The 21,249-nt window shown below is 72.6% G+C and carries 20 protein-coding genes; 11 read left to right on the top strand and 9 right to left on the bottom strand.

The features are described 5' to 3' along the window. Positions 1–16: 16 nt before the first annotated feature. The 3 genes from QSK21_RS26790 to QSK21_RS26780 all read right to left on the bottom strand — a co-directional run bounded on the left by QSK21_RS26790 (position 17) and on the right by QSK21_RS26780 (position 3,666). Positions 17–958, bottom strand: coding sequence for a DODA-type extradiol aromatic ring-opening family dioxygenase (locus QSK21_RS26790; RefSeq protein ID WP_285699904.1), 942 nt, complete (start codon positions 956–958; stop codon positions 17–19). Beyond that, on the bottom strand, positions 955–2,310 hold the full coding sequence (locus QSK21_RS26785; protein ID WP_285699902.1) for a M20 family metallopeptidase: 1,356 nt from the start codon (positions 2,308–2,310) through the stop codon (positions 955–957). The genes QSK21_RS26790 and QSK21_RS26785 overlap by 4 nt, the downstream gene beginning before the upstream one ends. Positions 2,311–2,448: 138 nt before the next feature. After that, positions 2,449–3,666 carry an aromatic ring-hydroxylating oxygenase subunit alpha gene (locus QSK21_RS26780; protein ID WP_285699901.1) on the bottom strand — a complete coding sequence of 406 codons (1,218 nt, stop codon included), beginning with the start codon at positions 3,664–3,666 and terminating at the stop codon, positions 2,449–2,451. A gap of 145 nt (positions 3,667–3,811) precedes the next feature. Between QSK21_RS26780 and QSK21_RS26775 the strand changes: the two genes are divergently transcribed. The 5 genes from QSK21_RS26775 to QSK21_RS26755 all read left to right on the top strand — a co-directional run bounded on the left by QSK21_RS26775 (position 3,812) and on the right by QSK21_RS26755 (position 8,449). After that, entirely contained in the window at positions 3,812–4,582 is a 771-nt protein-coding gene (locus QSK21_RS26775) for an SDR family NAD(P)-dependent oxidoreductase (protein WP_285699899.1), read from the top strand. A gap of 171 nt (positions 4,583–4,753) precedes the next feature. Beyond that, on the top strand, positions 4,754–5,743 hold the full coding sequence (locus QSK21_RS26770) for an ABC transporter substrate-binding protein (RefSeq protein WP_285699897.1): 990 nt from the start codon (positions 4,754–4,756) through the stop codon (positions 5,741–5,743). Next, complete coding sequence (locus QSK21_RS26765) at positions 5,740–6,651, top strand: ABC transporter ATP-binding protein (RefSeq protein WP_285699896.1); 912 nt, start codon at positions 5,740–5,742, stop codon at positions 6,649–6,651. Before QSK21_RS26770 ends, QSK21_RS26765 begins: the two co-directional genes overlap by 4 nt. Beyond that, positions 6,648–7,472, top strand: a complete 825-nt coding sequence (locus QSK21_RS26760; RefSeq protein WP_285699895.1) for an ABC transporter permease — start codon at positions 6,648–6,650, stop codon at positions 7,470–7,472. The genes QSK21_RS26765 and QSK21_RS26760 overlap by 4 nt, the downstream gene beginning before the upstream one ends. Beyond that, positions 7,469–8,449, top strand: coding sequence for a quinone oxidoreductase family protein (locus tag QSK21_RS26755; RefSeq protein ID WP_285699894.1), 981 nt, complete (start codon positions 7,469–7,471; stop codon positions 8,447–8,449). The genes QSK21_RS26760 and QSK21_RS26755 overlap by 4 nt, the downstream gene beginning before the upstream one ends. Here the strand turns inward: QSK21_RS26755 and QSK21_RS26750 are convergent. The 3 genes from QSK21_RS26750 to QSK21_RS26740 are packed head-to-tail and all read right to left on the bottom strand — an operon-like array spanning position 8,419 to position 10,096. Then, the gene (locus tag QSK21_RS26750; RefSeq protein ID WP_285699892.1) at positions 8,419–8,841 is read right to left on the bottom strand and encodes a hotdog family protein; all 423 of its coding nucleotides are present in this window, start codon (positions 8,839–8,841) and stop codon (positions 8,419–8,421) included. The genes QSK21_RS26755 and QSK21_RS26750 overlap by 31 nt on opposite strands. Beyond that, positions 8,838–9,320 (bottom strand): FAS1-like dehydratase domain-containing protein, encoded by a 483-nt coding sequence (locus tag QSK21_RS26745; RefSeq protein ID WP_285699890.1) that lies wholly within the window; start codon positions 9,318–9,320, stop codon positions 8,838–8,840. The genes QSK21_RS26750 and QSK21_RS26745 overlap by 4 nt, the downstream gene beginning before the upstream one ends. Beyond that, positions 9,317–10,096, bottom strand: a complete 780-nt coding sequence (locus QSK21_RS26740; RefSeq protein WP_285699889.1) for a class II aldolase/adducin family protein — start codon at positions 10,094–10,096, stop codon at positions 9,317–9,319. Before QSK21_RS26740 ends, QSK21_RS26745 begins: the two co-directional genes overlap by 4 nt. Positions 10,097–10,228: 132 nt before the next feature. Here QSK21_RS26740 and QSK21_RS26735 point away from each other — a divergent pair, with 132 nt between their 5' ends. The 6 genes from QSK21_RS26735 (at position 10,229) to QSK21_RS26710 (ending at position 16,726) form a co-directional block, all read left to right on the top strand. After that, entirely contained in the window at positions 10,229–11,083 is an 855-nt protein-coding gene (locus QSK21_RS26735; protein WP_285699888.1) for an alpha/beta fold hydrolase, read from the top strand. Position 11,084: 1 nt separating this feature from the next. Next, positions 11,085–13,370, top strand: coding sequence for a CaiB/BaiF CoA-transferase family protein (locus tag QSK21_RS26730; RefSeq protein WP_285699886.1), 2,286 nt, complete (start codon positions 11,085–11,087; stop codon positions 13,368–13,370). Positions 13,371–13,424: 54 nt separating this feature from the next. Continuing rightward, positions 13,425–14,030, top strand: a complete 606-nt coding sequence (locus QSK21_RS26725) for a hypothetical protein (RefSeq protein ID WP_352231324.1) — start codon at positions 13,425–13,427, stop codon at positions 14,028–14,030. A gap of 64 nt (positions 14,031–14,094) precedes the next feature. Beyond that, complete coding sequence (locus tag QSK21_RS26720; protein ID WP_285699885.1) at positions 14,095–14,946, top strand: DUF4097 family beta strand repeat-containing protein; 852 nt, start codon at positions 14,095–14,097, stop codon at positions 14,944–14,946. A gap of 26 nt (positions 14,947–14,972) precedes the next feature. After that, on the top strand, positions 14,973–15,938 hold the full coding sequence (locus QSK21_RS26715) for an ATP-binding cassette domain-containing protein (RefSeq protein ID WP_285699884.1): 966 nt from the start codon (positions 14,973–14,975) through the stop codon (positions 15,936–15,938). Then, positions 15,935–16,726, top strand: a complete 792-nt coding sequence (locus QSK21_RS26710) for an ABC transporter permease (RefSeq protein ID WP_285699883.1) — start codon at positions 15,935–15,937, stop codon at positions 16,724–16,726. The genes QSK21_RS26715 and QSK21_RS26710 overlap by 4 nt, the downstream gene beginning before the upstream one ends. 33 nt (positions 16,727–16,759) lie before the next feature. Here the strand turns inward: QSK21_RS26710 and QSK21_RS26705 are convergent, their stop codons facing one another. The 3 genes from QSK21_RS26705 to QSK21_RS26695 form a co-directional block, all read right to left on the bottom strand. Beyond that, positions 16,760–18,781: a DNA/RNA non-specific endonuclease gene (locus QSK21_RS26705; protein ID WP_285699882.1), complete on the bottom strand. Its 2,022-nt coding sequence runs from the start codon at positions 18,779–18,781 to the stop codon at positions 16,760–16,762. Positions 18,782–18,939: 158 nt separating this feature from the next. Then, positions 18,940–19,554, bottom strand: coding sequence for a histidine phosphatase family protein (locus tag QSK21_RS26700; protein ID WP_285699881.1), 615 nt, complete (start codon positions 19,552–19,554; stop codon positions 18,940–18,942). A gap of 6 nt (positions 19,555–19,560) precedes the next feature. Further along, positions 19,561–21,036: an FGGY-family carbohydrate kinase gene (locus tag QSK21_RS26695; protein WP_285699880.1), complete on the bottom strand. Its 1,476-nt coding sequence runs from the start codon at positions 21,034–21,036 to the stop codon at positions 19,561–19,563. Between the last annotated feature and the right edge of the window lie 213 nt (positions 21,037–21,249).

The following is a 21,249-nucleotide window of genomic DNA, read 5'->3' as shown; positions in this document are numbered from 1 at the left end:
GCGTCGCCTTTCGGGTTCAACTGGTGGCGGGGTCGAGGACGGCCACGGCCATACCGGTCAGCCACTCGGGGATGACCTCGTACGACAGCCGCCGTCCGGGTACGTGGTCGAGCAGGGCCGCCATGAGCAGCCAGGTGCGCAGCTCCTGGGCGCCGTTGCCGGCGATCTCCTCCAGGCTCTGCGTGGTGTGCGCGGTGAGCCCGGCGGCCTCGCCGCGCTCCAGCAGGCCGAGGAACTCCTCGTCGAACTCGGGGTTGATCGCGGCCTCGGCGGCACGGATGATCTGCCGCCGCCTGGCGTCGTAGTCCTGCCAGTTGTCGCGGCCGTTCAGCCAGGCGCCGACCATGAACTCCTCGTCGTCGCCGTGCGGGTCGCGCCAGTCCGGCCAGGGCAGGCGGTGCGAGAGCCCCCCGGACCCGATCACCGCGACCCTGCGCCCGCCGGGGAACGCCAGCACCGCCTCGCGGATGGCGCGGCCGAGGCGCTCGCAGCGTTCGAGGGTCGGCAGCGGGTGCGCGAACACGTTCACCACCAGCGGGACGATCTCCACGTCCAGCCCGTCCAGCAGGTACTGGATCGCGTGCGACTGGCCGTGGTCGATCTGGAGCCGGGCGGAGAAGGCCACGTCGAACCGGCCGCCCTCCACCAGCGCGTCCGCGATGTGCTGCGCCAGCGGCACGTCCACCGGTTGCGGCCCCTTGGGCGTCCCGGACTCCCCGCTGGCCAGGCACTCCCCGACCCCGATGGTGAAGCTCGGGATCAGGTCCAGCCAGAACCCCCGGAAGTGGTTGGAGCCCACCACGATCACCGTGTCGGGGCGGGCCTTGGCGATCTCGTCGCGCGCCGCGTACAGCGCGTCCCTGAACCGCTCCGCCCGGTCCTTGTGGACGGTCTCCTCCCAGTGGGTGTTCATCAGCGTGGAGTGGGAGGCCCCCACGCCCAGCACGATCTCGGTCATACGCGGGCTCCTTCGGCCGATGCGGCATGGGCGGCCACCTCGTCACGGGTGCGGGTGACGGTGTCGATGGCCGTGCGGACCAGGAGGCGGGTGAGCCGCTCCATCTCGCGGACGTCCACGGCGTTCATGCCGAACGGGAAGTCGATCTCGCGCGGCGCCTCGGTGATCTTCGGCATGCCGATCCGCACCGTGGGCACGCCCCGGTTCCGCAGGATGTTGGCGTCGGTGGCGCCGCTGTTGCCGCGGATCACCTCGTGCGGGCGTCCCTCGAACGCCTCCCAGGCGGCGACGGCACTGCGGCACACCCAGCCGTCCGGATCCGACGCGGTGCCGGGGATGGCCAGGATCATCTCGGCGTCCACGTCCAGGCCGGGGGTGCCGGCGCGGATCGCGTCGAGCGCGGCCATGAACTCCCGCTTGGCCGCCATCGGCGACGTCCCCGGGCCGATCCGCAGGTCCACCCGCAGCACGCAGGCGGCGGGGGTCACCGCCGCCATCCGCGGCCAGCCGCCGCGGATCGACGCCACGATGCCCTGCGGCGCCACCGTCCCCTCGGTGTGCCGCTCGGCGTACTCGGCGAACCACTCCTCCAGGCGCTGCGCGACCAGCCCGGCCCGCGCGATGGCGTTGCCGTACGGCAGCCGGTGCCGCGACCCCACGTAGGTGTGGGTGCCGCGCACCGTGACCTCGAACCAGACGAGCCCGACCTCGTCCCAGGAGACCGTCCAGCCCGGCTTGGCGATCACGGCGTAGTCGGCCCACACCCCCTGCTCCAGCAGGAACGAGCAGCCCGCGCCCTGCCCGGTGTTGCGCCGCGCCCCGGACGGGCGGGCGTTGGTGGGCATGCCGCCGGCGCCGAACGCGGCGATCAGGTCGCCGGTCAGCGGGATCCCGGCCCGCGCGATCGCCTCGGCCGCCATCATCACGCACGCGGCGTGCCCCTTGGGGTTGGACGCGCCCAGGCCCACCACCAGGTCGCCGTCCACCACCGCGCGGGGACGCATGTCGGGACGCAGCTCGGACCCGATCCAGGGGACGTCCTCGCCCTCCTCCCCCACGGTCAGGGTGTCGATCGGCGCGTACAGCATCAGGTCGGGGCCGGTGCCGTCGCCGTCCAGCCGCGCCCAGGCGTTGGCCTGCCGGTCGTCCAGCGGCTGCACCCGGGCCGGGCAGCCCGCCGCGTCCAGGGTGGCGGCGATATGCGCGGCCAGCGGACCCTCGTCGCCCGTCGGGCTCGGCACGTCCACCAGGCCGCCGACCAGCTCGCGCAGCCGGCCGGGGGTGACGTGCCGCCACGCCGACTCGACCCAGCCGCGCCTGCGGTCGTCCAGCCCCGCCAGCCCGTCGGTCATTGACCGATCCTGTGGACCTGCGTGTCACTGGTCCGGGCGATCCAGCGCCACACCGCCGGGATCGCCACGGCCAGCACGGCACCGGCGATCATCGCGGGCAGGATGCGCTTCACGATCTGCACCTCTTTCTACCTCTTCCTAGCTCTTCTTCGGCTTGGGAGCGGGGGCGACGCCGCAGTCGGCGAGCTTCTTGGCGTACTCCTCCTGGCTCAGCGCGCGCCAGGCGGTCAGCGAGACGTCGGGGCGGTAGAGCTTCTCGGGCGGGGCGTCGGTGACATCGACCATCCAGGCGTCCTGGGCGGAGAACTGGCCGTGGAACAGCCAGCGGATGGCCCCCAGGTACTTGGCGTAGAAGCGGAGGGTGTGCCAGCCCTCGGTGAAGTTGACCATCACCCCGACATAGCGGTGGTTGTCCGAGTCCACCGGGACGTAGAACTCGTAGTGGATGAAGTTGGGGTAGGCGATGCGGAGCACGCCCGGCATCGACAGGGACGCGAAGCCGGGGAACTTCTGCGCCTCGATCGTGGGGTCCACGCGCTTCGGCTTGCCGGTGTTGCCGATGTTGAAGGTCTCCTTGGGCGGCGACATCTTCCACCAGCGCTTGTTGGTCCAGCGCCCCACGCCCGGGAAGTCGGCCTCCCAGTGCACCTCCTCCTGCACCCGGTAGATCCAGCGGCCCTGGGGGACGATCCGTGTCACGTTCCAGGTGGGCATCGGCTTGAACAGCCGCCACAGCGAGGTTCTGTGCAGGTACTTGGCGTGACCCTCGTCGAAGCCGTTCTCGCAGGCGAACCGCCAGTTGCCGCGCCGGGGGTCGATCCGCCCGCCCATCACGAACGGGTTCTCGACCAGCTCCTCGGGAAGCTGCTCGTCGATCGGGTGCGGCTTCTCGTCGGCGACCGGGATGTACACCCACACCATGCCGAGGCGCTCCTCGACGGAATAGGTCCGCACGCCGACCTTCCCGCAGATCCGCGAGTCGGGGCCATCGGTGATCACCGCGGCGAGCCGCCCGCTGGCCAGGTCGAACGTCCAGCCGTGGTAGGGGCAGCTGATCGTGCCGGGGAACTGCTGGTCGCCCTCCGACAGCGGCACCCCCCGGTGCGGGCAGCGGTCGTGCAGCGCGTACGCCTTCCCCGCGTCCCGGACGAGCACGATCTTGTCGCCGCAGATCGTGTACGAACGGGGTTTCCCGGTGATATGGCTCGACCAGGTCACCGGATACCAGTAGCCGCGGAAGCCCTCGGCCGCCGCCTCGTAGTGGGGCCACGACGACCAGTCCTGGCGCCCCGGTGCCCCGACCGGGCGTCGCGCCCGGGGCGCGGCCTTGGGATCGAGGGATTCCCCACCCGTCATCTGAAAGTCCTCCTGCTCACCGAACCCTGTTTCGAGCCGTGCGCCCCGAGCATCCGTCCCGACCGGCCCGTTCGCCTATGGACTCGTCTCACTCAGCAGACCGCGACCGGCCCGCGGACCGGTGGAGGCGTGTCAGGGTCCGTGAATGGACGAGACCATCGACGCGTTCTCCCTGACCGGCCGGACCGCCCTGGTCACCGGCGGCACGTCCGGCATCGGCGCCGAGGCGGCCCGCACGCTGCTGGCCGCGGGCGCGAAGGTCGCGGTCCTGTCGCGCGACGCCGCGCGGGCCCGCGAGGCCGCCGCGAAACTGGCGGAACGCGGTGGCACCGCGCTCGGCCTGGGCTGCGACGTCACCGAGGAGTCCCAGGTGGACGCGGCCGTCGCCGAGGTCGTGCGGCGGTGGGGCCGCCTGGACGTCCTGGTGACCAGCGCCGGCAGGCTGGCCCGCGGCACGGTGGCCGAGCTGCCGACCGGGGACCTGCACGCCTGCTTCGCTACGAACGTGTACGGCACCTGGTACGCCTGCCGCGCCGCCGCCCGCGTCATGACGGAGGCCGGATCCGGACGGATCGTCACGCTGGGCTCGGTCCTCGGGGCGGTCGGGGCCCCGGCGCGCGCCGCCTACGCCGCGTCCAAGGGCGCGGTCGTCCAGCTCACCAAGGCGCTGGCGCTGGAACTGGCGGGCACCGGCGTGACCGCCAACTGCCTGATGCCGGGCCCGATCCTGACCGAGATGAACGCCGGCTCCCGTGACGACCCCGTGGCCAGGGCGTTCGTGGAACGCGAGGTGCCGCTGGCCCGCTGGGGCGAGCCGCGCGAGCTGGCCGGGGCGCTGCTGCTGCTCGCCTCACCGGCGTCCGGCTTCATCACCGGGACCGTCCTCGCGGTCGACGGCGGCTACCTGGCCCACTGACCATGCCCACTGATCAAGCCCACTGGCCATGCCCACTGACCGGGTCCAGTGATCACCGCCACTGATCAGGGGCCGTACGTCCCGCTCAGCGGACCCCCGGCCATGCGCCTGTGCCGAACGCGGGCCTACTCTCCCCCAATCCGGCAGCTCATCACCAACTTATGAGGTCTCATGGACGCACGGGCCACGAGATGGCGCCTCGCGGGCGCGCTCTCGCTCATAGTCGCGCTGTTCACGCTCTCGGCGTGTGGCGGCGCCACCACCGACTCCGGCGGCCCCGCAGCCACCGGTCCCAAGATCCGTATCGCCGTCGGGATCGACGCGGCGTACGCGCCGTTCTTCGTCGCCGACTCCAAGGGGCTGTGGCGTAAGCACGGCCTGAACGTCGAGGTGGTCCAGTTCGGCCGGGGCGGCGAGGCCGTGGACGCGATCGCCGGCGGCCAGGTCCAGATGGCCGGCAGCTCCGACACCACCACCATCGCCCAGCTCCAGCAGAACCCGTCGCTGCGGGCGCTGCTGGTCTACCAGGAGTCCGGGCAGTACCTGAAGGTGGTCGCCGGCCCGAAGACGGGCTCGCCGTCCGAGATCAAGAAGGTCGCGATCGTGCCCGGCCTGTCCGAGCTGGCCATGACCAAGTACCTGGAGTCCAAGAAGATCGACGTGAAGTCGGTCAAGTTCGTCACCGCCGACCCGCCGGAGATCCCCGCCCTGCTGCAGAAGGGCGAGGTGGACGCCTACACGCTGTGGGAGCCGTGGCCCGCCAACGGCGTCAAGCTGGGCGGCAAGGTCCTGGAGTCCACCGGCGCCTACGGGCTGAAGTACCAGCACTGGCTCATCACCGGCCAGAAGTGGCTGAGCGCCAACGAGGGCACGGCCGCCAAGGTCGCCCAGGTCCTGCAGGAGGCGACCGCGCTGGTGGAGTCCGACCCGAACGCGGCGGCCGAGGCGACGCAGAAGGCCGCCAAGGTGCCGCCCGAGCAGACCATGACGGCGGTCCGTGAGATCGACTTCAAGGTGCGCGACATCACGCCCGCCGATATGAAGGGCTACGAGAGCACCGCCGCCTGGTACGTCAGCACCGGCAAGGTCAAGGCCACGCCCAACCTGAACGCGGCCGTGCTCCAGGGATGGGTGACCGCGAAAGCGAAAGGAACGGGATGACCAAGGCCATCGACACCGGTCGCCGCCCTCCGCCGGATGAGGCCCCCGCGAGCGGGGCCGCCCCGGCGGGGGGCGGGGGCGGGGCCGCGCACGGGGCGGCGGTGTCCGTCTCCGGCGTGGCCATCGGCTTCGGGTCCTTCCTCGCCGTCCAGGACATCTCGCTGGACATCGAGGCCGGGGAGTTCCTGTGCCTGCTCGGCCCGAGCGGCTGCGGCAAGTCCACGCTGCTGTCGGCGCTGGCCGGATTCGTCCCGGTGCGGCGGGGCCGTCTCACCGTGGACGGCGAGGCCGTCACCGGCCCCGACCCCGGCCGCGGCATGGTGTTCCAGAGCAGCGAGGCGCTGTTCGACTGGATGACCGTGCGCCAGAACGTGGCGTTCGGCCCGCGCATGCGGGGCCGGTCGCGGGCCGAGCAGAACGCGATCGCCGAGGAGTACCTGGGCCTGGTCGGGCTGCGGCACTGCGCCGACCGGTTCCCCGGCCAGCTCTCGGGCGGCATGCGGCAGCGCGTGCAGATCGCGCGGGTGCTGGCCAACGAGCCGAGCGTCGTCCTGATGGACGAGCCGTTCGGCGCGCTGGACGCCCAGACCCGGCAGGTCATGCAGGAGGAGATGGCGCGCATCTGGCGGGCGTCCGGCTGCACGGTCGTGTTCGTCACCCACGACATCGACGAGGCGATCGTGCTGGGCGACCGGGTCGCGGTGATGACCGCGGGCCCCGGCGCCACGATCAAGAGCGTGTACCCGGTGGACCTGCCCCGTCCCCGCGACGACACGGCGCCCGAGGCGATCGAGCTGCGCGCGGCGCTGCGCCGCGACATCGGCGAAGAGGTGCGCAAGGCCCTGCGCGAGCAGGGCGTGGACGATCCGCGGGAGGCTCCGGCGGACGAGCCAGGGGAGGAACGATGACCGTCGTCTCGGCGGACGCCGCCGCCACCCCGTCCGTCGAGGAACCGCGGCGGCCGGGCGCGGTGGCGGGACGGCTGCGCTCGCTCGGCATGTTCGTGGTGTCGATCGCCGCGGGCATCGCGGTGTGGCAGTTACTGGCCATGCGGTACGGCTCGGCGCTGGTGGCCTCGCCCGGCCAGACCCTGTCGGCGGCGCGCGAGCTGGCGGCCGACGGCACGCTGGGCAACTCGGTGATCGCCTCCAGCCGCCGGATCCTGATCGGCTGGGGCCTGGGCCTGGTGGTCGGGGTGCCGGTGGGCCTGTTGATGGGGCAGGTCCCCATCATCCGGCGGCTGCTGGACCCCTACATCGAGTTCTTCCGCTTCATCCCCCCGGTCGCGTTCGTCACGCTGGCCGTGGTGTGGCTGGGGATCGGCGAGTCGTCCAAGGTGGTGCTGATCTTCTACACCGCCGTCTTCATCGTCACGCTCAACACCATCGCGGGCGTGCTGTCGGTGAACGAGTCCAAGCTGCGCGCGGCGGCCAGCCTCGGCGCGAACCGCTGGCAGATCATGCGGAACGTGGTGCTGCCCTCGACGGTGCCGCACATCGTCACCGGCGCCCGACTGGCGATGGGCAACAGCTTCCTGACCATCGTGTCGGCGGAGATCGTCGCCGCGCAGGTGGGGCTGGGCGCGCTGATCTGGACCTCCCGGAACTACGGCCGCATCGACTGGGTGTTCGTCGGCATCATCGTGCTGGGAATCCTGGGGTTCGTCTTCGACCGGGTGCTGCGGATCGTGGCGGCCCGCGTCCTGAAGCGTTACGAGGTGAAGGTGTGAGCGAACCCGCCGGTGGACGGATGAGCAGGGCGCTGGTCCTGAAGAGGTTCGGTGAGCTGCCGCGCCTGGTGGAGCGGCCCGTGCCGGACCGGCCGCCGGGTCACACCCTGATCCGGGTGCGGGCGGCGCAGGTCGGGCATCTCGACCTCAACGTGGTGGAGGGCCGGTTCGGCATCCTGCCGGACCTGCCCTCGGTGCCCGGCACGGAGGCGGCCGGTGTCGTCGTGGAGTCCGACGTCCATCCCGAGGGACTGCCGGTGCGGTTCCGCGGCGGCGGCGCCGGGCTGAAGCGGGACGGCGGCTGGGCCGAGCACACCGTGGTGCGCGATTCGGCGGTCGTGCCCGTCCCCGAGGGGATCGACCCGGCCCTGGCGTGCTGCTTCTTCTCCCCCGCCGGAACGGCGCAGCTCGCGGTCCACTCGGTCGCCGCGGTGCGGCCCGGGGAGCGGGTCGCGGTGACGGGCGCGGCGGGCGCGGTCGGAACTCTGGCCGTGCAGCTCGCGGCGCGCGCCGGGGCGGAGGTCGTCGGCGTCGTCGGCCGGGAGTCCAAGCTGCCGCACGTCCCGGCCTCGGCCAAGGCGATCCTGGCCTCCGAGCTGGCGGAGTCGTCCGTGGACCCCTTCGACGCCGTGATCGACACGGTGGGCGGGCCGGTGCTGACCGCCATGCTCGGGCAGGTGCGGGGCGGCGGCCGGGTCGCGCTGGTCGGCTACACGGCCGGCCGCGACTTCCGCGCCGACCTCGCGGACTTCCTGCTGGCCGACGTGTCGCTCCTGCCGGTCAACCTGATCAGGCGCGGCGAGGAGGTCGCGGAGGACGCCGCCCGGCTGCTGACGGAGCTGTCGGCCGGCGAGCTGACCCTGCCGATCGAGCGGTACCCGGCCGAACGGCTCGCGGAGGCCGCCGAGCGGCTCCGCACCGGAGAGGCGATCGGCAAGGTGGCGCTCTACTTCGACGACCGAGCGTCCGAGGACTGAACGGCGACCACGGCGTGGCCCCGGCAGCAGAGCGTGCCGGGGCCTTCGCCGTCCGGGAAGCGGTGTTCCTCCAGGGCCAGGGTGATGTGGCCGGTCTCCTCGTCGACGGATTCGACCACGCCGGAGACGACGAGGCGGTCACCGGCATAGGCGGGCGCCCGGTTCTGCCAGCCGACCGAGAGCACCTCTCCGGTCTCGCCCGCGTAGGCCGCGGCGGCCCGATGGAACAGGCAGCCGTGCAACTGCGCCATGACGACCGGGCCGTCCAGCCCCTCCGAGCGGGCGAACGCGGTGTCGTAGTGGATGCGATGGGCGTTGCGGGTCACCGACCCGAACCGGAGCAAGGTGATCTCGTCCGGGACGTACTCCACCGGCGGGACCTCTGTTCTCATCGGACGATGAACCTCTCCGTGACCTCGATCAGCGGGCCGCGCTCCGAGGCGTAGGTCTTGACGACCGTGAGCAGCAGGAAGCCCGCGCCCTTCCCCTTGCGTTCGACGGATTCCAGGACGCGGCGCACCTCGATACGTTCACCGGGACGCGCCTTACCGAGGAAGCGCACGTCCTGCCCGCCCGCCATCAGCCGCACGTCCAGTCCATCGGTGCCGGGGACCTCGTCCCGGTACATGCCGTCCGGGCGGTACTCCTCCGGGTCGGCGCCCGGCGCCCCGCGCAGCAGGCTGACCAGGTACATCGGGTGGACGGTGAACGCGGGATGGGCCGGGTCGACCAGCCGCGGGGAGGTCTCGCCCGCCGCCCGCGCGAACTCGGCCGCGGCGTCGGCGCTCACCGTGCCGAGCGACCGGCGCTCCACGCGGCCGAGCTCGGCCCGGGCCCGCTTCTCCGCCAGTTCCAGAGGGCCGCCGGTCACTCTGCGAGAAGGTCCGGCTGCTCGGAGACGATCCGCTCCCAGATGGGCTGGAAGGCGAACCAGCCGACGTCCTCCCCGCCCACCTGCTCGGCGGTCAGCCGCGCGGTCTCCTCGTCCAGCGGCACCGGGTCGCCGGCGGCGCGGGCCATCAGCTCGGACTGGAAGGACCGCTCCATCGTGACGAACCACCAGATCGCCGAGTCCACCGTCCGCCCCACCGTGAGGTGGCCGTGGTTGGCGAGGATGACCGCCTTGCCGTCGCCGAGCGAGGCCGCGATGCGCCGCCCCTCCTCGGGGTCGAACACCACGCCGGAGTAGTCCTCGTGGAAGGAGTGCGACCCGTAGAAGGCGCAGGCGTCCTGGGTGAGCGGCGCCAGCGTCGTGTGCAGGGACGAGAACGTCTTGCCGTGCAGGCCGTGCGCGTGCACGGCCCCGACGACGTCGGGCCGGGCCTTGTGCACCTCGGAGTGGATGGCGAACGCGGCCCGGTTGAGCCGTCCCTCACCCTCCACGACCTTGCCCTCGTCGTTCACCAGGATCAGATCCCGCGGCAGGACGCGGCCGAAGTAGCGGCCGAACGGCGCCGTCCAGAAATGGTCGGTGAGCTCGGGGTCACGGCAGGTGATGTGCCCGGCGATCCCCTCGTCCAGGCCGAAGCGGGCCAGCACCCGGTACCCCGCGGCGACCCGCCGCTTGCGGTGCTCGCGTTCCTCCGCCGTCGTCGCGAAGACGGGGGGTGCCGGAATGTTCGCCAGATCCTCGTCTACGACCGTCATGAGCTTCCTCCCTCTCTCACCCGGCAGCGTAGGACCGCGTGTTCGAGCAGGCCACGGCGGCGGCCCGCTCAGCGGACCGGCGCGCTCGACCGCCGTCCGGTCCCGCGACCACGATTCGGGATCATGGACCTCATGCGGATTCGGCCGGCGCCGGAGGGCGCCTACGCGAAGGCGGACGGTGTCACCTACCACTACATCGAGCTGGGGCAGGGCAGCCCCACGATCTTCCTGCACGGGGGCGGGCCCGGCTGCACGGGCTGGTCCGACTTCGGGCAGGTGGCCCCGCTGTTCGCCGCCGACCGCCGCGTCTTCCTGGTGGACATCCTGCAGTACGGCAAGTCCGAGAAGTGCGTGATCAAGGGCCCGATGTGGGACTTCCACGCCGCCAAGACGGTCGCGCTGATGGACACGCTGGGCCTGGACCGGGCCGACTTCGTGTGCAACTCCTGGGGCGGGACGATCGCGCTCAACCTGGCCGCCCTCTACCCCGATCGGGTGCGCTCACTGGTCGTCACGGGCAGCCAGCCGGTGTGGCACGGCCCGCTGGCGCCGCTGCCCGAACGCGGCCACCGCGGGCGCAAGGCCCGGGACGTGTACTTCGGCGGCACGGGGCCGTCCTGGGAGAAGATGCGCGATCTGATGGCCCGGCTGGAGTGGTACGACGAGAGCGCCATCCCCGACGAGACCGTGACGATGCGCTACGAGCAGAGCATCGATCCCGGCGAGATGGCCCTGGCCGCGGCGTCCGACGACCCGCGCGGCGAATGGCAGGAGCTGGGCGACCGGCTCGGGACGATCCAGGCGCCGACCCTGTTCATGTGGGGCATGTACGACGCGTTCCTCACCCCCGACTACCCGCTGATGCTGGCCCGCATGATGCCGAAGGGCAACCTGCACGTCATGGACCGGGCCTCACACCATCTCCAGGAGGAACGCCCCTATGACTACTACAGCGTCGTGACCGGCTTCCTGAACCAGGAGCACTGAGATGGCGGAGCCGGTGGTACGGGTCGTCGAGCTGCCCAGCCCGTTCACGCGTTTCGCGGGCAGACTGCTGGTGGGGCTCGGGCACGAGGTGGTGCTGGTCGAGCCGCCGGGCGGCGACCCCACGCGGGAGGAGCTGGACGGCTGGTCGTTCGCGCACTGGCACGGGGGCAAGCGGTCGGTCGTCCTGGAGGAGGGCGACGAGGCCGGGCTGCGGCGGCTGCTGGAGACCGCCGACGTGCTGCTCGACGGCACCCCGGACGGCGCCCCGGCGCCCGATCACCTGGTCCACGTCCGGGTGACGCCGTTCGGGTGCGACGGCCCGCGCGGCTCCTGGCAGGGCACCGACCTGGTGGTGGCGGCGCTCGGCGGCATGCTGGCGCAGGTCGGCGATCCCGACGGGCCGCCGCTCTCGCTCCCGGAGAACCAGGCCGAGCAGCTCGCGGGCGTGAACGCCGCGATCGCCGTCCTGCTGGGCCTGCGGGCGCGGCGGAGCGGCGGCGGCCAGCTCATCGACGTCTCCGCGCAGGAGTGCGTGGCCGCGAGCCTGGAGGCGGGCACGCTGGCGTACCTGCACGAGGACCGCGTGCCGCCGCGGCCGGGACGGGAGCACCCGCTGGTGCCGCACGCCCTGTTCCGCGCCGCGGACGGCTACCTGGGCGGCGGGCTCGGCGGCAGCCCCCGCATGTGGGACGCGCTGCTGGCCTGGATGCGCGAGGAGAACGCGCAGGCCGACCTGGACGAGCCGCGCTGGCAGGACCCCGTGGAACGCAAGCGGCACCAGCGGCACGTGTTCGAGGTCGTCCAGGACTTCGTCGGCAAGTGGCCCAAGGCCGCCTTCGCCGAGGCGGCGCAGGCCAGGAAGCTGCCGTGGGCGGCGGTCGAGCGCCCCGCCGAGCTGACCGCCAACCCCCAGCTCAGCGCCCGTGGCTTCTTCCTGCGCGCACGGACACCGCACGGGGAACGCACCGATCTGGGCTTCCCGTTCGCCTTCCCGGAGGGGCGGCGCGTCGCGTCCCTCACCGTGGCCGAGCGGGGCGCCGATCAGGCGCTGCTGGACGAGCCCCGCGAACCCGTCCGCCCCGCCACGGACGGCGCGGGTTCGGACGCGCCCGTTCTGACCGGGGTCCGGGTGCTCGACCTGACCTGGGTGCTGGCCGGGCCGTACTGCACCAAGATCCTGGCCGACCACGGCGCCGAAGTGATCAAGGTGGAGTCGGAGACGCGTCCCGACCCCACGCGGTTCGCGCCGTTCATGCACCTGTCCCGGGGGCCACACGTAGACCGGAACGGAAATACAGACCGGAACGGAAACGGCTACTTCAACGACGTCAACCGGAACAAGCGCAGTGTCGCGCTCGCGTTGCGCTCGGAGGAGGGCCTGGCGGTGCTGCGCGAGCTCATCGCCGCCAGCGACGTCGTCGTGGAGAACTACAGCGCCACGGTGATGAGGAAGATGGGGCTCGGGTACGAGGCGCTCCGCGAGCTCAAACAGGACATCGTCTACGTGAGCATGTCGGGCATGGGTCACACCGGGCCGCGCAGCGGGTGGGTCTCCTACGCCGACACCGTCTCGGCGAGTTCCGGGCTGACCGGGCTGACCGGGTGGTCGGCCGACGACGTGGTCGGCGTGATCTACGGGCACGGCGACATCGTGGCCGGGTTGCAGGCCGCCCTCGCCACCGTCGCCGCGCTGGAGCACCGGGACCGGACGGGACGCGGCCAGCACATCGACCTGTCCCAGCTTGAGGCCATGACCGCGCACATGGGCACCAGCGTGATCGCGCCCGTCCCGCCCGAGCCGCGCGGCAACTCCCACCCGTCCTGGAGCCCGCACGGCGTGTACCGGTGCCTGGGGCCGGACCGGTGGCTGGCCGTGAGCGTCCGGTCGGAGGAGGAGCGCCGGGCGCTGTGCTCGGTGATCGGCCATCCCGCCGGGACGGACGGGATCGAGGAGGCGCTGACTACCTGGGCACGTACGATGCCCGCCGATGCCGCCGCCGAACTGCTGCAGGAGCACGGAATCCCCGCGGGCGCGGTGCAGAACGGCCAGGACCTGGTCGAGCAGGACCCGCAGCTTCGCGCCCGCGGCTTCTACGTGCGCGCGGAGCATCCGGTGGCGGGCGCGTTCCTGCACGAGGGCACGCCGATCCGGCTGAGCCGTAACGCGGGCGGGATCCGCGCCACCGCGCCGCTGCTGGGAGCCGACACCGACGCGGTGTTGCGCGAGGTCGCGGGGCTGTCCCCGGACCGGATCCGGAGGCTCCGCGACGCCGGGGTCCTGCGTTGACCGACGGCCCGACGACCATCCCGGGCCTTCTCGCCATGGCGGCCGAGCGCTTCGGTGAGCGTCCCTTCCTGCGCGCCGGGAACGTACGGCGCACCTAACCGTGGGACGGCCGAGGCCGCCGGCCGGCATGGCGTCACCGCCGCCATCGCCGCCGAGGCGGGCGGGGACGAGGCCCGCGCGCTCGCCGAACGGCTCGCCTCGCCGCTCGAATCGGCCGTCCGGCTCATGCTGCTCGAAACCCTGTCGGCCGCCGCGGACGAGATCACCCGCGATCTCGCGCCCGGCTCGGTCGAGGTGCGACTGCGCGGGCGGGACGTCGACTTCGTCGTGACGCCGCCGCCCGCGGAGCCGTCCACCGGGCAGCCGCCCCGGCCCACCCTGAGGGAGGCGCTGGCCAGCGCCGTGGAGGTCACGATGGGCGTCCGGCCGCCCGCGACCTCCGACACCGACGACGCCGGCGGCGGCGGCACCTCGCGGATCACGCTGCGCCTGCCCGAGCACCTGCGGCCCCGCATCGACGAGGCGGCGAGCCGGATGGGCCTGTCGGTCAACGCCTGGCTCGTCCGGGCCGTGGCCGCCGCGCTCGGGAGTGAGGACGACCGGCCCGCCACCGGTGAGGGCCCGCCGTCCGGGCGCCGCTTCACCGGCTGGGTGCGCTGACCGCACCCGCCCACCCCCTCACCACACGACTCCGACCTCACCGGCGCCACCAGGAGATTCCGCCATGCCCACCTTCGAGACACCCGAGCCGATCGACGCGCACATCGAGGTCGGGTCCGGCCGGTTCGTGATCAACGCCGCCGACCGCACCGACACCACCGTCGACGTCATCCCCCAGGACCCCGGGCGGGACGCCGACGTCCAGGCCGCCGAGCAGATCCGGGTCGAGTACGCGGCCGGCCGGCTGTCGGTGCGGGCGCCCCGGAACACGCTGCGCTCGCTGATCGGCCGACCCGGGATGGCCGACGTGACGATCGCGCTGCCCGCCGGCTCGCGCGTCGACGTCAACGCGGCCTCGGGCGACATCCGCTGCGAGGGCGCCCTCGGCCGGTCCACGTTCAGGACCGCCGCCGGGTCGGTCCGGCTCGACCGGGCCGCCGGAACGAGGGTGCGCACCTCCACGGGCAACGTCGCGGTCGGGCGCTCGTCCGAGCACACCGACGTGGCCACCTCGACCGGCAAGATCTGGATCGGCGCGGCCGAGGGCAGCGTCGTGGCCAAGACCTCCAACGGCGACATCACCGTCGGCGAGGCGGGCGGCGACCTGCGGCTGACCACGGCGAACGGCGACATCACCATCGACCGCGCCCTCGCCACCGTGGCGGCCAAGACCGCCTACGGCAGCATCCGCGTCGGCGAGGTCGCGCGCGGCACGGTCCATCTCGAGACCAACTTCGGCGAGCTGGAGCTCGGCATCGCCGAGGGCACCGCCGCCTGGCTGGACGCCGACTCCAAGCACGGCGCCGTACGAAGCGAGCTGCAAGCCGTCGACAACCCTCATCCCGGGGACCAGCGCGTCGAGGTGCGGGCCCGCACCGGCTTCGGCGACATCGTCGTCCACCGCCGCCCTTCATGACCCGTGACCCGCTCAAGGAGACAGCAGTGACCACCTCCTCCCCCCGCCCGCCCGCCATTTCGATCAGCGGGCTGCGCAAGTCCTACGGCGACACCCTCGTCCTCGACGGCGTCGATCTGGAGGTCGCCGAGGGCACGATCTTCTCCCTGCTCGGCCCCAACGGCGCGGGCAAGACCACCATGGTCCAGATCATGTCCACGCTGATCGGCGCCGACGGCGGCGAGGTGCGGATCGCGGGGCACGACGTGGCCGCCGAGCCCGACGCGGTCCGCGCCGCGATCGGCGTGACCGGCCAGTACTCGGCGGTGGACCGGTTCCTCACCGGCGAGGAGAACCTCATCCTGATGGCGGACCTGCACCACCTGGGCCGCCGCGAGGGCCGGCGGCGCGCCGCCGAGCTGCTCGAACGGTTCGACCTCGTCGACGCCGCCAAGAAAACGACCCAGACCTACTCCGGCGGCATGCGGCGGCGGCTCGACCTCGCGATGACCCTGGTGGGCGACCCGCGGATCATCTTCCTCGACGAGCCGACCACCGGGCTCGACCCGCGCAGCAGGCGCGGCATGTGGCAGATCATCCGGGAGCTGGCCGCGGGCGGCGTCACGATCTTCCTCACCACCCAGTACCTGGAGGAGGCGGACGAGCTCGCCGACCGGATCGCGCTGCTCGACCGCGGGACGCTGATCGCCGAGGGCACCCCCACCGAGCTCAAGCGCCTGATCCCCGGCGGCCACGTGCGGCTGCGGTTCGCCGAGCCCGACGGGCTCCGCGCGGCGCTGCACGCCCTCGGCGAAGGGTCCCTCGACGAGGACGACGGGCTGACCCTGCGCGTCCCCAGCGACGCCGACGTCACGTCACTGCGCGGGCTGCTCGCCCGGCTGGACGACGCGTCGATCGAGGTCGACGAGCTCTCCCTGCACACCCCCGACCTCGACGACGTCTTCCTCACCCTCACCGGCCGTACCGACCACGAGAAGGCGACACCGCGATGAGCACGCTCTCCTACGCCCTGACCGACTCGGCGACGATGTTGCGCCGCAACCTGCGGCACATGATGCGCTACCCGTCCATGACCCTGATGCTCGCCGGGCTCCCGGTGGTCTTCCTGCTGCTGTTCGTCTACGTCTTCGGCGACACCCTCGGCGCGGGGCTCGGCGGGGCCGCCGGCGGCCGGGACGACTACGTCGACTACGTCACCCCCGGCATCCTCCTGATGACCATCGCCGGCGCCGCCACCGGCACGGCGGTCTCGGTGTCCATGGACATGACCGAGGGGATCGTCGCGCGGTTCCGCACCATGGCGATCTCCCGGGCCTCCGTGCTCACCGGGCATGTCGTGGGCAGCGTGATCCAGACGCTGGTGAGCATGGCGATCGTCGTCGGCGTCGCCCTGCTCATCGGCTTCCGTCCCAACGCCAACCCGGCGGAGTGGCTCGCGGTCGCCGGCGTGCTCACGATGGTCGTCTTCGCCGTCACCTGGCTGTCGGTCGCGCTCGGGCTGTTCAGCAAGACCGTCGAGTCCGCCAGCAACGCGCCGATGCCGCTGATGCTGCTCCCCTTCCTGGGCAGCGGGTTCGTCCCCACCGAGTCGATGCCCGCCGGCCTGCGCTGGTTCGCCGACCACCAGCCCTTCACGCCCGTGATCGAGACGCTGCGCGGGCTCTGGCTGGGCGGTCCGGTCCGTGACGACGCGATCGTCGCCACCGCCTGGTGCGCCGGGATCGCCCTGGCCGGCTATCTCTGGTCGAGGAGGCTGTACAACCGCGACCCGTCGCACTAGCGCGTCCCGTCCCGTCCGCCCCCGGTGGCCTCGTCAGAGCACGAGGTCGTCGGGGCGGACGACTTCGCGCGGCAAGGGCGTGGTCTCCAGCCGTTCCAGCGGATCGGCCTGGATGTGCGTGTCCAGGCCCAGGCCCGTCAGCTCGGCGATGCGCCGCACCGGCACCTGATACGTCCGGTAGGCCCCGTAGGAGAAGGACTCCTCGGTCGGCAGGTCGGCGATCAGGGACGACTGGCTGAGCAGGTAGCCGGTGACCGACAGCCCGTCCCCCTTGGCCATGGCCACGACCTTCCAGAACTGGCGGGGCAGCCGTACGCCCCTGTAGGCGTCGTCGTCGGGGGCCAGGACGGGACCGGTCAGCACGCTGACCGCGAGGTCGTGGTTGTCGGCGTTGTTGAGGACGTAGTCCTCCAGCCCCGCCCACAGCGTGCTTCCCGCGTTGAACTCGTGGTGCTGCGGCGTGCAGTTGGTGAAGTGGAAGGTGTCGTCGTTGGCCGCCTTCACCTGGGCGTCGCTGTCGCCCCACGCGGGATCCAGGCGGCGCACCAGGTGCCCGCGGTCCAGGTCGTTGTCGCGGTAGACGTCCTCGCCGGTCTGCTCGGCCGAGGGCAGCCGGAGATCGAGGATCCACCGGTCGCTCTCCCGCCGCGGCCGCCGCGCCCGCTTGCCGTCGATGGTGCACGCGGTGAACAGCGCCAGCCGGCGCTCGCGGTGCATGATCACGCTGAAGTGGTGGTAGCGCAGCTCGACGGAGGCGACCCCGGCCAGCTCGGGCGGCAGAACGGGCAGCGGCAGCGGGCGGGCCAGGAACGTGGGGTCGTAGCCGCCGCGCGTGGTGTAGTCGGGGTCGATCGCGACCGCCTCGCCCGCCCCCGCGGTCGTCGTGGTGGCCGCGGTCGCCGTGGTCGCCGAGGATGTCCGGCCGTCCGCGAACCGGACGGTGATCTCCAGCGGCACCGAGATGGTGAACGTCCCGCCCGTCGGCGCGGGCGCAGCCGGCGTGGACAGGAGCGTGGAACCCTGTGGGCTCGCCGGTGCCAGGACCGTCCCCGCGGAGGGCGACGGGACGCCGGGCACGGGACCGGCCGGGAGGGACGCGGCCTGCCCCTCGGCGCGTCCGGGCGCGAAGAGCTGCTCGACGAGCGCGCGCTGCGTGTCCCCCAGATCGGCCTCGCGCACCTTACGGCAGATCCGGCTGATGCGGATCCCCTCGTTGAGGACGCCGCCGAACTCGTCCCTGCCCGGCGCCGGGACGCTCGCGTGGTGCAGCGCCACGATCTCCCACTGGTCGTTGAACACCGGCGAGCCCGACGAGCCGGGCTCGGTGTCGGCCGAATAGTGCAGGTAGAGCTCGGGGATGTCGACGATCCGGTTCTCGCGCAGCGCCACCTGCTTCTTGTCGCCACGCGGATGCTGGACGATCGTGACGAACTCGCCGATGATCGCCTTCCCCTCGTCCTCGATCATCCGGTTGAACCCGAACGGCGCCAGCTCGGCGGCGGACGCGCCCACCGCGACCAGGGCGAAGTCCAGTGCCTCGTCGGCCAGGAAGAACCGGTCCGGGTCCAGCGGATGGACGACCGGGGCCAGCGGCCGCCCGTCGACGCCGTCCTGGTAGTCGAACTCGATGACGCTGGTGGCGGCGGTGGCGGCGTCCGGCAGCACATGGTGGTTGGTCAGCAGCAGCGCGGGGGACACCATCGAGCCGGTGCCGAACCCCAGCGTCCGTCCCCGGTCGTCGCGGATGTTCACCCGGCCGACGGCGCGGGCGGCGGCCACCCCGGCGTCCAGGTAGCGCACGCCCACGTAGTCCACCGTGTTGATGATCCTTTCGAGCCGGGCGGCGGGCCCGGCCGCCTCCGGCTCCAGCAGGCCGCCGTCCCCGTAGAAGCGGTTCAGCCGGTGGATCCGCTTGGCGATCCGCTCGGAGCTGTCGGCGGCGGCGACGCCCTCGGAGCGAAGCACGGTCTCATTTGCACGCCGTACCGGTTCCCGTTCGGCCACCCGCCGTGCCGCCTCGTGCCGGCGTGCGCGCTCGCGCTCGTGGAAGTCCATCCGTACGCCCCCGTCCGGAGATGGGCCGGGCCCGAAGCCGCGATCCCCTCATACCGGATTTTCCTCGCATGCCGGAAATTTCTCCAGCGCGCTCGTGGCGAGTACCGGCCAAGGACCCCCTCCAAGGACTCCCTCCGAGAACTCCCTCCGAGGAGTCCCTAAGGGATGGGGACGTTGTAGCTCAGCAGCGCGGTGTCGGTGCCGGTGATCCGCACCTCGGTGACGGCGCAGTTGTGGATCCGGGGGAAGACCGTCCGGTAGCGGGACGGGTCGATGCCCAGCAGCCCGCACAGGGTCAGCCGCAGGAGCGTGTTGTGGGCGACGACCAGCACCCGTTCACCGTGATGCCGGAACGCGATGCGCCGCAGGGCGGCCGTTCCGCGCTCGACGGCCTTGCGGGGATCTTCGGCGCCGGGGAAGGCGTTCGCGACGGGGTCGGCCAGGAACGCGTCCACCTCGGCCCGTGGCAGCTCGGCAAGCGTGCGGCCCTCGGCCGCGCCGAAGTCCACCTCCGTCAGGTCGCCGTCGATCGCGATCGGCAGGCCGAGGACGGACGCCGCCGGGGCGGCCGTGGCCCTCGACCGGCTCAGCGGCGAGGCCCACACCGCGTCCACGTCCGCGCCCCGCGCCCATCGGCCGAGCCGTTCGGCCTGGTCACGTCCGGTTCTGGTGAGCGCGACATCGCTGACGCCCGCGTACCGGTTCTCCGCGTGCCATTCGGTCTCGCCGTGCCGTACCAGGAAGAGCGTGCTGCTCTGGGGGGCGCTGCCCATGCTCGGTCACCCGCGCTTTCGTGCGTGGACGGCCGCTTCGGCGGGCAGCCATCCGCGCTGTTCCAGTTCGTCCACGAGCCGGTGGAACGAGGCCGTGAACCGCTCGGTCATGCCGGGACGCGGCTCCACCACGGTCCGGACGCGCACCATCGACTCGGCCACCTCGGCCGTCGAGCGGCCGTGCGTGGTGCCGTACGCGGCGAGGACGGCCATGCCCAGCGCCGCGTCGGCGTGCTCGGGGATCCGCGCGGGACGGCCGAGGACGTCCGCGCGGAGCTGGTTCCAGTAGGCGCTGCGGGTCGCACCCCCGGTGAAGGTCACCGGCCCCTCGACGGCGGCGCCGAGCTGCTGGACGTAGGCCAGCGCCAGCCGTTCGACGAACGCGACGCCCTGGAGCAGCGCGGCGTGCCGGTCGCCCTCGTCCCGGGGCGTGCCGAGCACGAAGCCCTCGGCCTGGGGCGCGAGGAACGGGAAGCGCTCGCCGGTCGACACCAGCGGGTAGGCGACCACGCTGGACGGCTCGTGCGCGGCGGCCAGCGCGTCCAGGCGTTCCAGGTCGGCGACGCCCGCGAGGACGCCCGCGCCCACGCTGGACGCGCCGCCGGGCAGCCAGGCGTCGTCCGGCGCGCGGTGGCTGTACATCACCCCGGCGGGGTCGCGGACGGGATGGTCGGTCACGCCCTTGAGGACGAGCGTGGTGCCGAGCACCGAGTTCCACCGGCCGAGCCGCAGCGCGCCCGAGCCGAGCTGCGCGGCGCAGCCGTCGGTCATGCCCGCGACCACCGGGGTGCCCGCCGGCAGCCCGGTCTCCTCGGCGGCCTCCTCCTCGACCTCGCCCAGGACCGTTCCAGAACGCACCACCTCGGGGAACAGCGTGGCCGGAAGGCCGAGCCTTTCGTGCAGGTCGCGCGGCCACCGTTCGGCCAGGACGTCATAGCCGGTCTTCAGCGCGTGGCTGGAGTCGGTGGCGGCCGGGCGTCCCACCAGCCGCCCGACGATGAAGTCGGACTGGTGCGCGAGGCGGGCGCGGGCCAGGTCGCCGGGACGGGTGCGGGCCAGCCACAGCACCTTGGCCAGCGCCCACGACGGCTGGATCCGGTGCCCGAGCCGTTCCCACAGCTCGGCCCCGGCCTCCTGCGCTTCGCGCGCCTCGCCCGGCGCGCGCATGTCGTCGTACATGATGCCGTCGGTGAGCGGGCGCCCGTCCTTGTCGGTCAGCAGGACGGTGCCCGAAGTGCTGCACACGGCGAGGCCGCGCACCGCGCCGCGGGAGAGGCCGCGCAGCGCCTCGCGGGTGGCCGCCGTGACGGCCGCCCACCAGTCGGAGGGCCGCTGCTCGTGCCGCACGCCGTCACGCCGTCCGGTCAGCGGCGCCGACCCGCGGCCGGACACCCGTCCGCCGGCGGTGACGGCGAGGGCCCGCACCCCCTGGGTCCCGACGTCCACGCCGACCCACACGGGTTCGGACGAGCCCTCGCGCACGATATGGCCCCCTTGTTTTATCGCTTGAGAATGTGAACTTACAGTATTGAAGCACCATAGCAACCCGTCCGCCGCCCTCTCCCGGGCTCCCCCACGAGGTCGCAGGGGCTTGACGTGGGAGGTTCGGATGTTACAAGCTCGGTCACGCCGGTACGAGGATTGTTAACATCACGCTCCCCCGTACCGACATGTCGTGCGGCCGAACGCCCGCCC

The organism is Actinomadura sp. NBRC 104412 (assembly GCF_030269515.1).
Taxonomy (GTDB): domain Bacteria; phylum Actinomycetota; class Actinomycetes; order Streptosporangiales; family Streptosporangiaceae; genus Spirillospora.
The sequence above is the reverse complement of the archived record's forward strand: the minus strand, read 5'-3'. Positions and strand labels throughout refer to the sequence as shown.

Bases quoted from the DNA above. Each gene is read 5' to 3' on its own strand.
- QSK21_RS26740 (WP_285699889.1), bottom strand. From the start codon at position 10,096: ATGACGGTCGTAGACGAGGATCTGGCGAACATTCCGGCACCCCCCGTC.
- QSK21_RS26765 (WP_285699896.1), top strand. From the start codon at position 5,740: ATGACCAAGGCCATCGACACCGGTCGCCGCCCTCCGCCGGATGAGGCC.
- QSK21_RS26770 (WP_285699897.1), top strand. From the start codon at position 4,754: ATGGACGCACGGGCCACGAGATGGCGCCTCGCGGGCGCGCTCTCGCTC.
- QSK21_RS26775 (WP_285699899.1), top strand. From the start codon at position 3,812: ATGGACGAGACCATCGACGCGTTCTCCCTGACCGGCCGGACCGCCCTG.
- QSK21_RS26720 (WP_285699885.1), top strand. From the start codon at position 14,095: ATGCCCACCTTCGAGACACCCGAGCCGATCGACGCGCACATCGAGGTC.
- QSK21_RS26780 (WP_285699901.1), bottom strand. From the start codon at position 3,666: ATGACGGGTGGGGAATCCCTCGATCCCAAGGCCGCGCCCCGGGCGCGA.
- QSK21_RS26700 (WP_285699881.1), bottom strand. From the start codon at position 19,554: ATGGGCAGCGCCCCCCAGAGCAGCACGCTCTTCCTGGTACGGCACGGC.
- QSK21_RS26735 (WP_285699888.1), top strand. From the start codon at position 10,229: ATGCGGATTCGGCCGGCGCCGGAGGGCGCCTACGCGAAGGCGGACGGT.
- QSK21_RS26785 (WP_285699902.1), bottom strand. From the start codon at position 2,310: ATGACCGACGGGCTGGCGGGGCTGGACGACCGCAGGCGCGGCTGGGTC.
- QSK21_RS26760 (WP_285699895.1), top strand. From the start codon at position 6,648: ATGACCGTCGTCTCGGCGGACGCCGCCGCCACCCCGTCCGTCGAGGAA.
- QSK21_RS26750 (WP_285699892.1), bottom strand. From the start codon at position 8,841: ATGAGAACAGAGGTCCCGCCGGTGGAGTACGTCCCGGACGAGATCACC.
- QSK21_RS26705 (WP_285699882.1), bottom strand. From the start codon at position 18,781: ATGGACTTCCACGAGCGCGAGCGCGCACGCCGGCACGAGGCGGCACGG.
- QSK21_RS26790 (WP_285699904.1), bottom strand. From the start codon at position 958: ATGACCGAGATCGTGCTGGGCGTGGGGGCCTCCCACTCCACGCTGATG.
- QSK21_RS26730 (WP_285699886.1), top strand. From the start codon at position 11,085: ATGGCGGAGCCGGTGGTACGGGTCGTCGAGCTGCCCAGCCCGTTCACG.
- QSK21_RS26710 (WP_285699883.1), top strand. From the start codon at position 15,935: ATGAGCACGCTCTCCTACGCCCTGACCGACTCGGCGACGATGTTGCGC.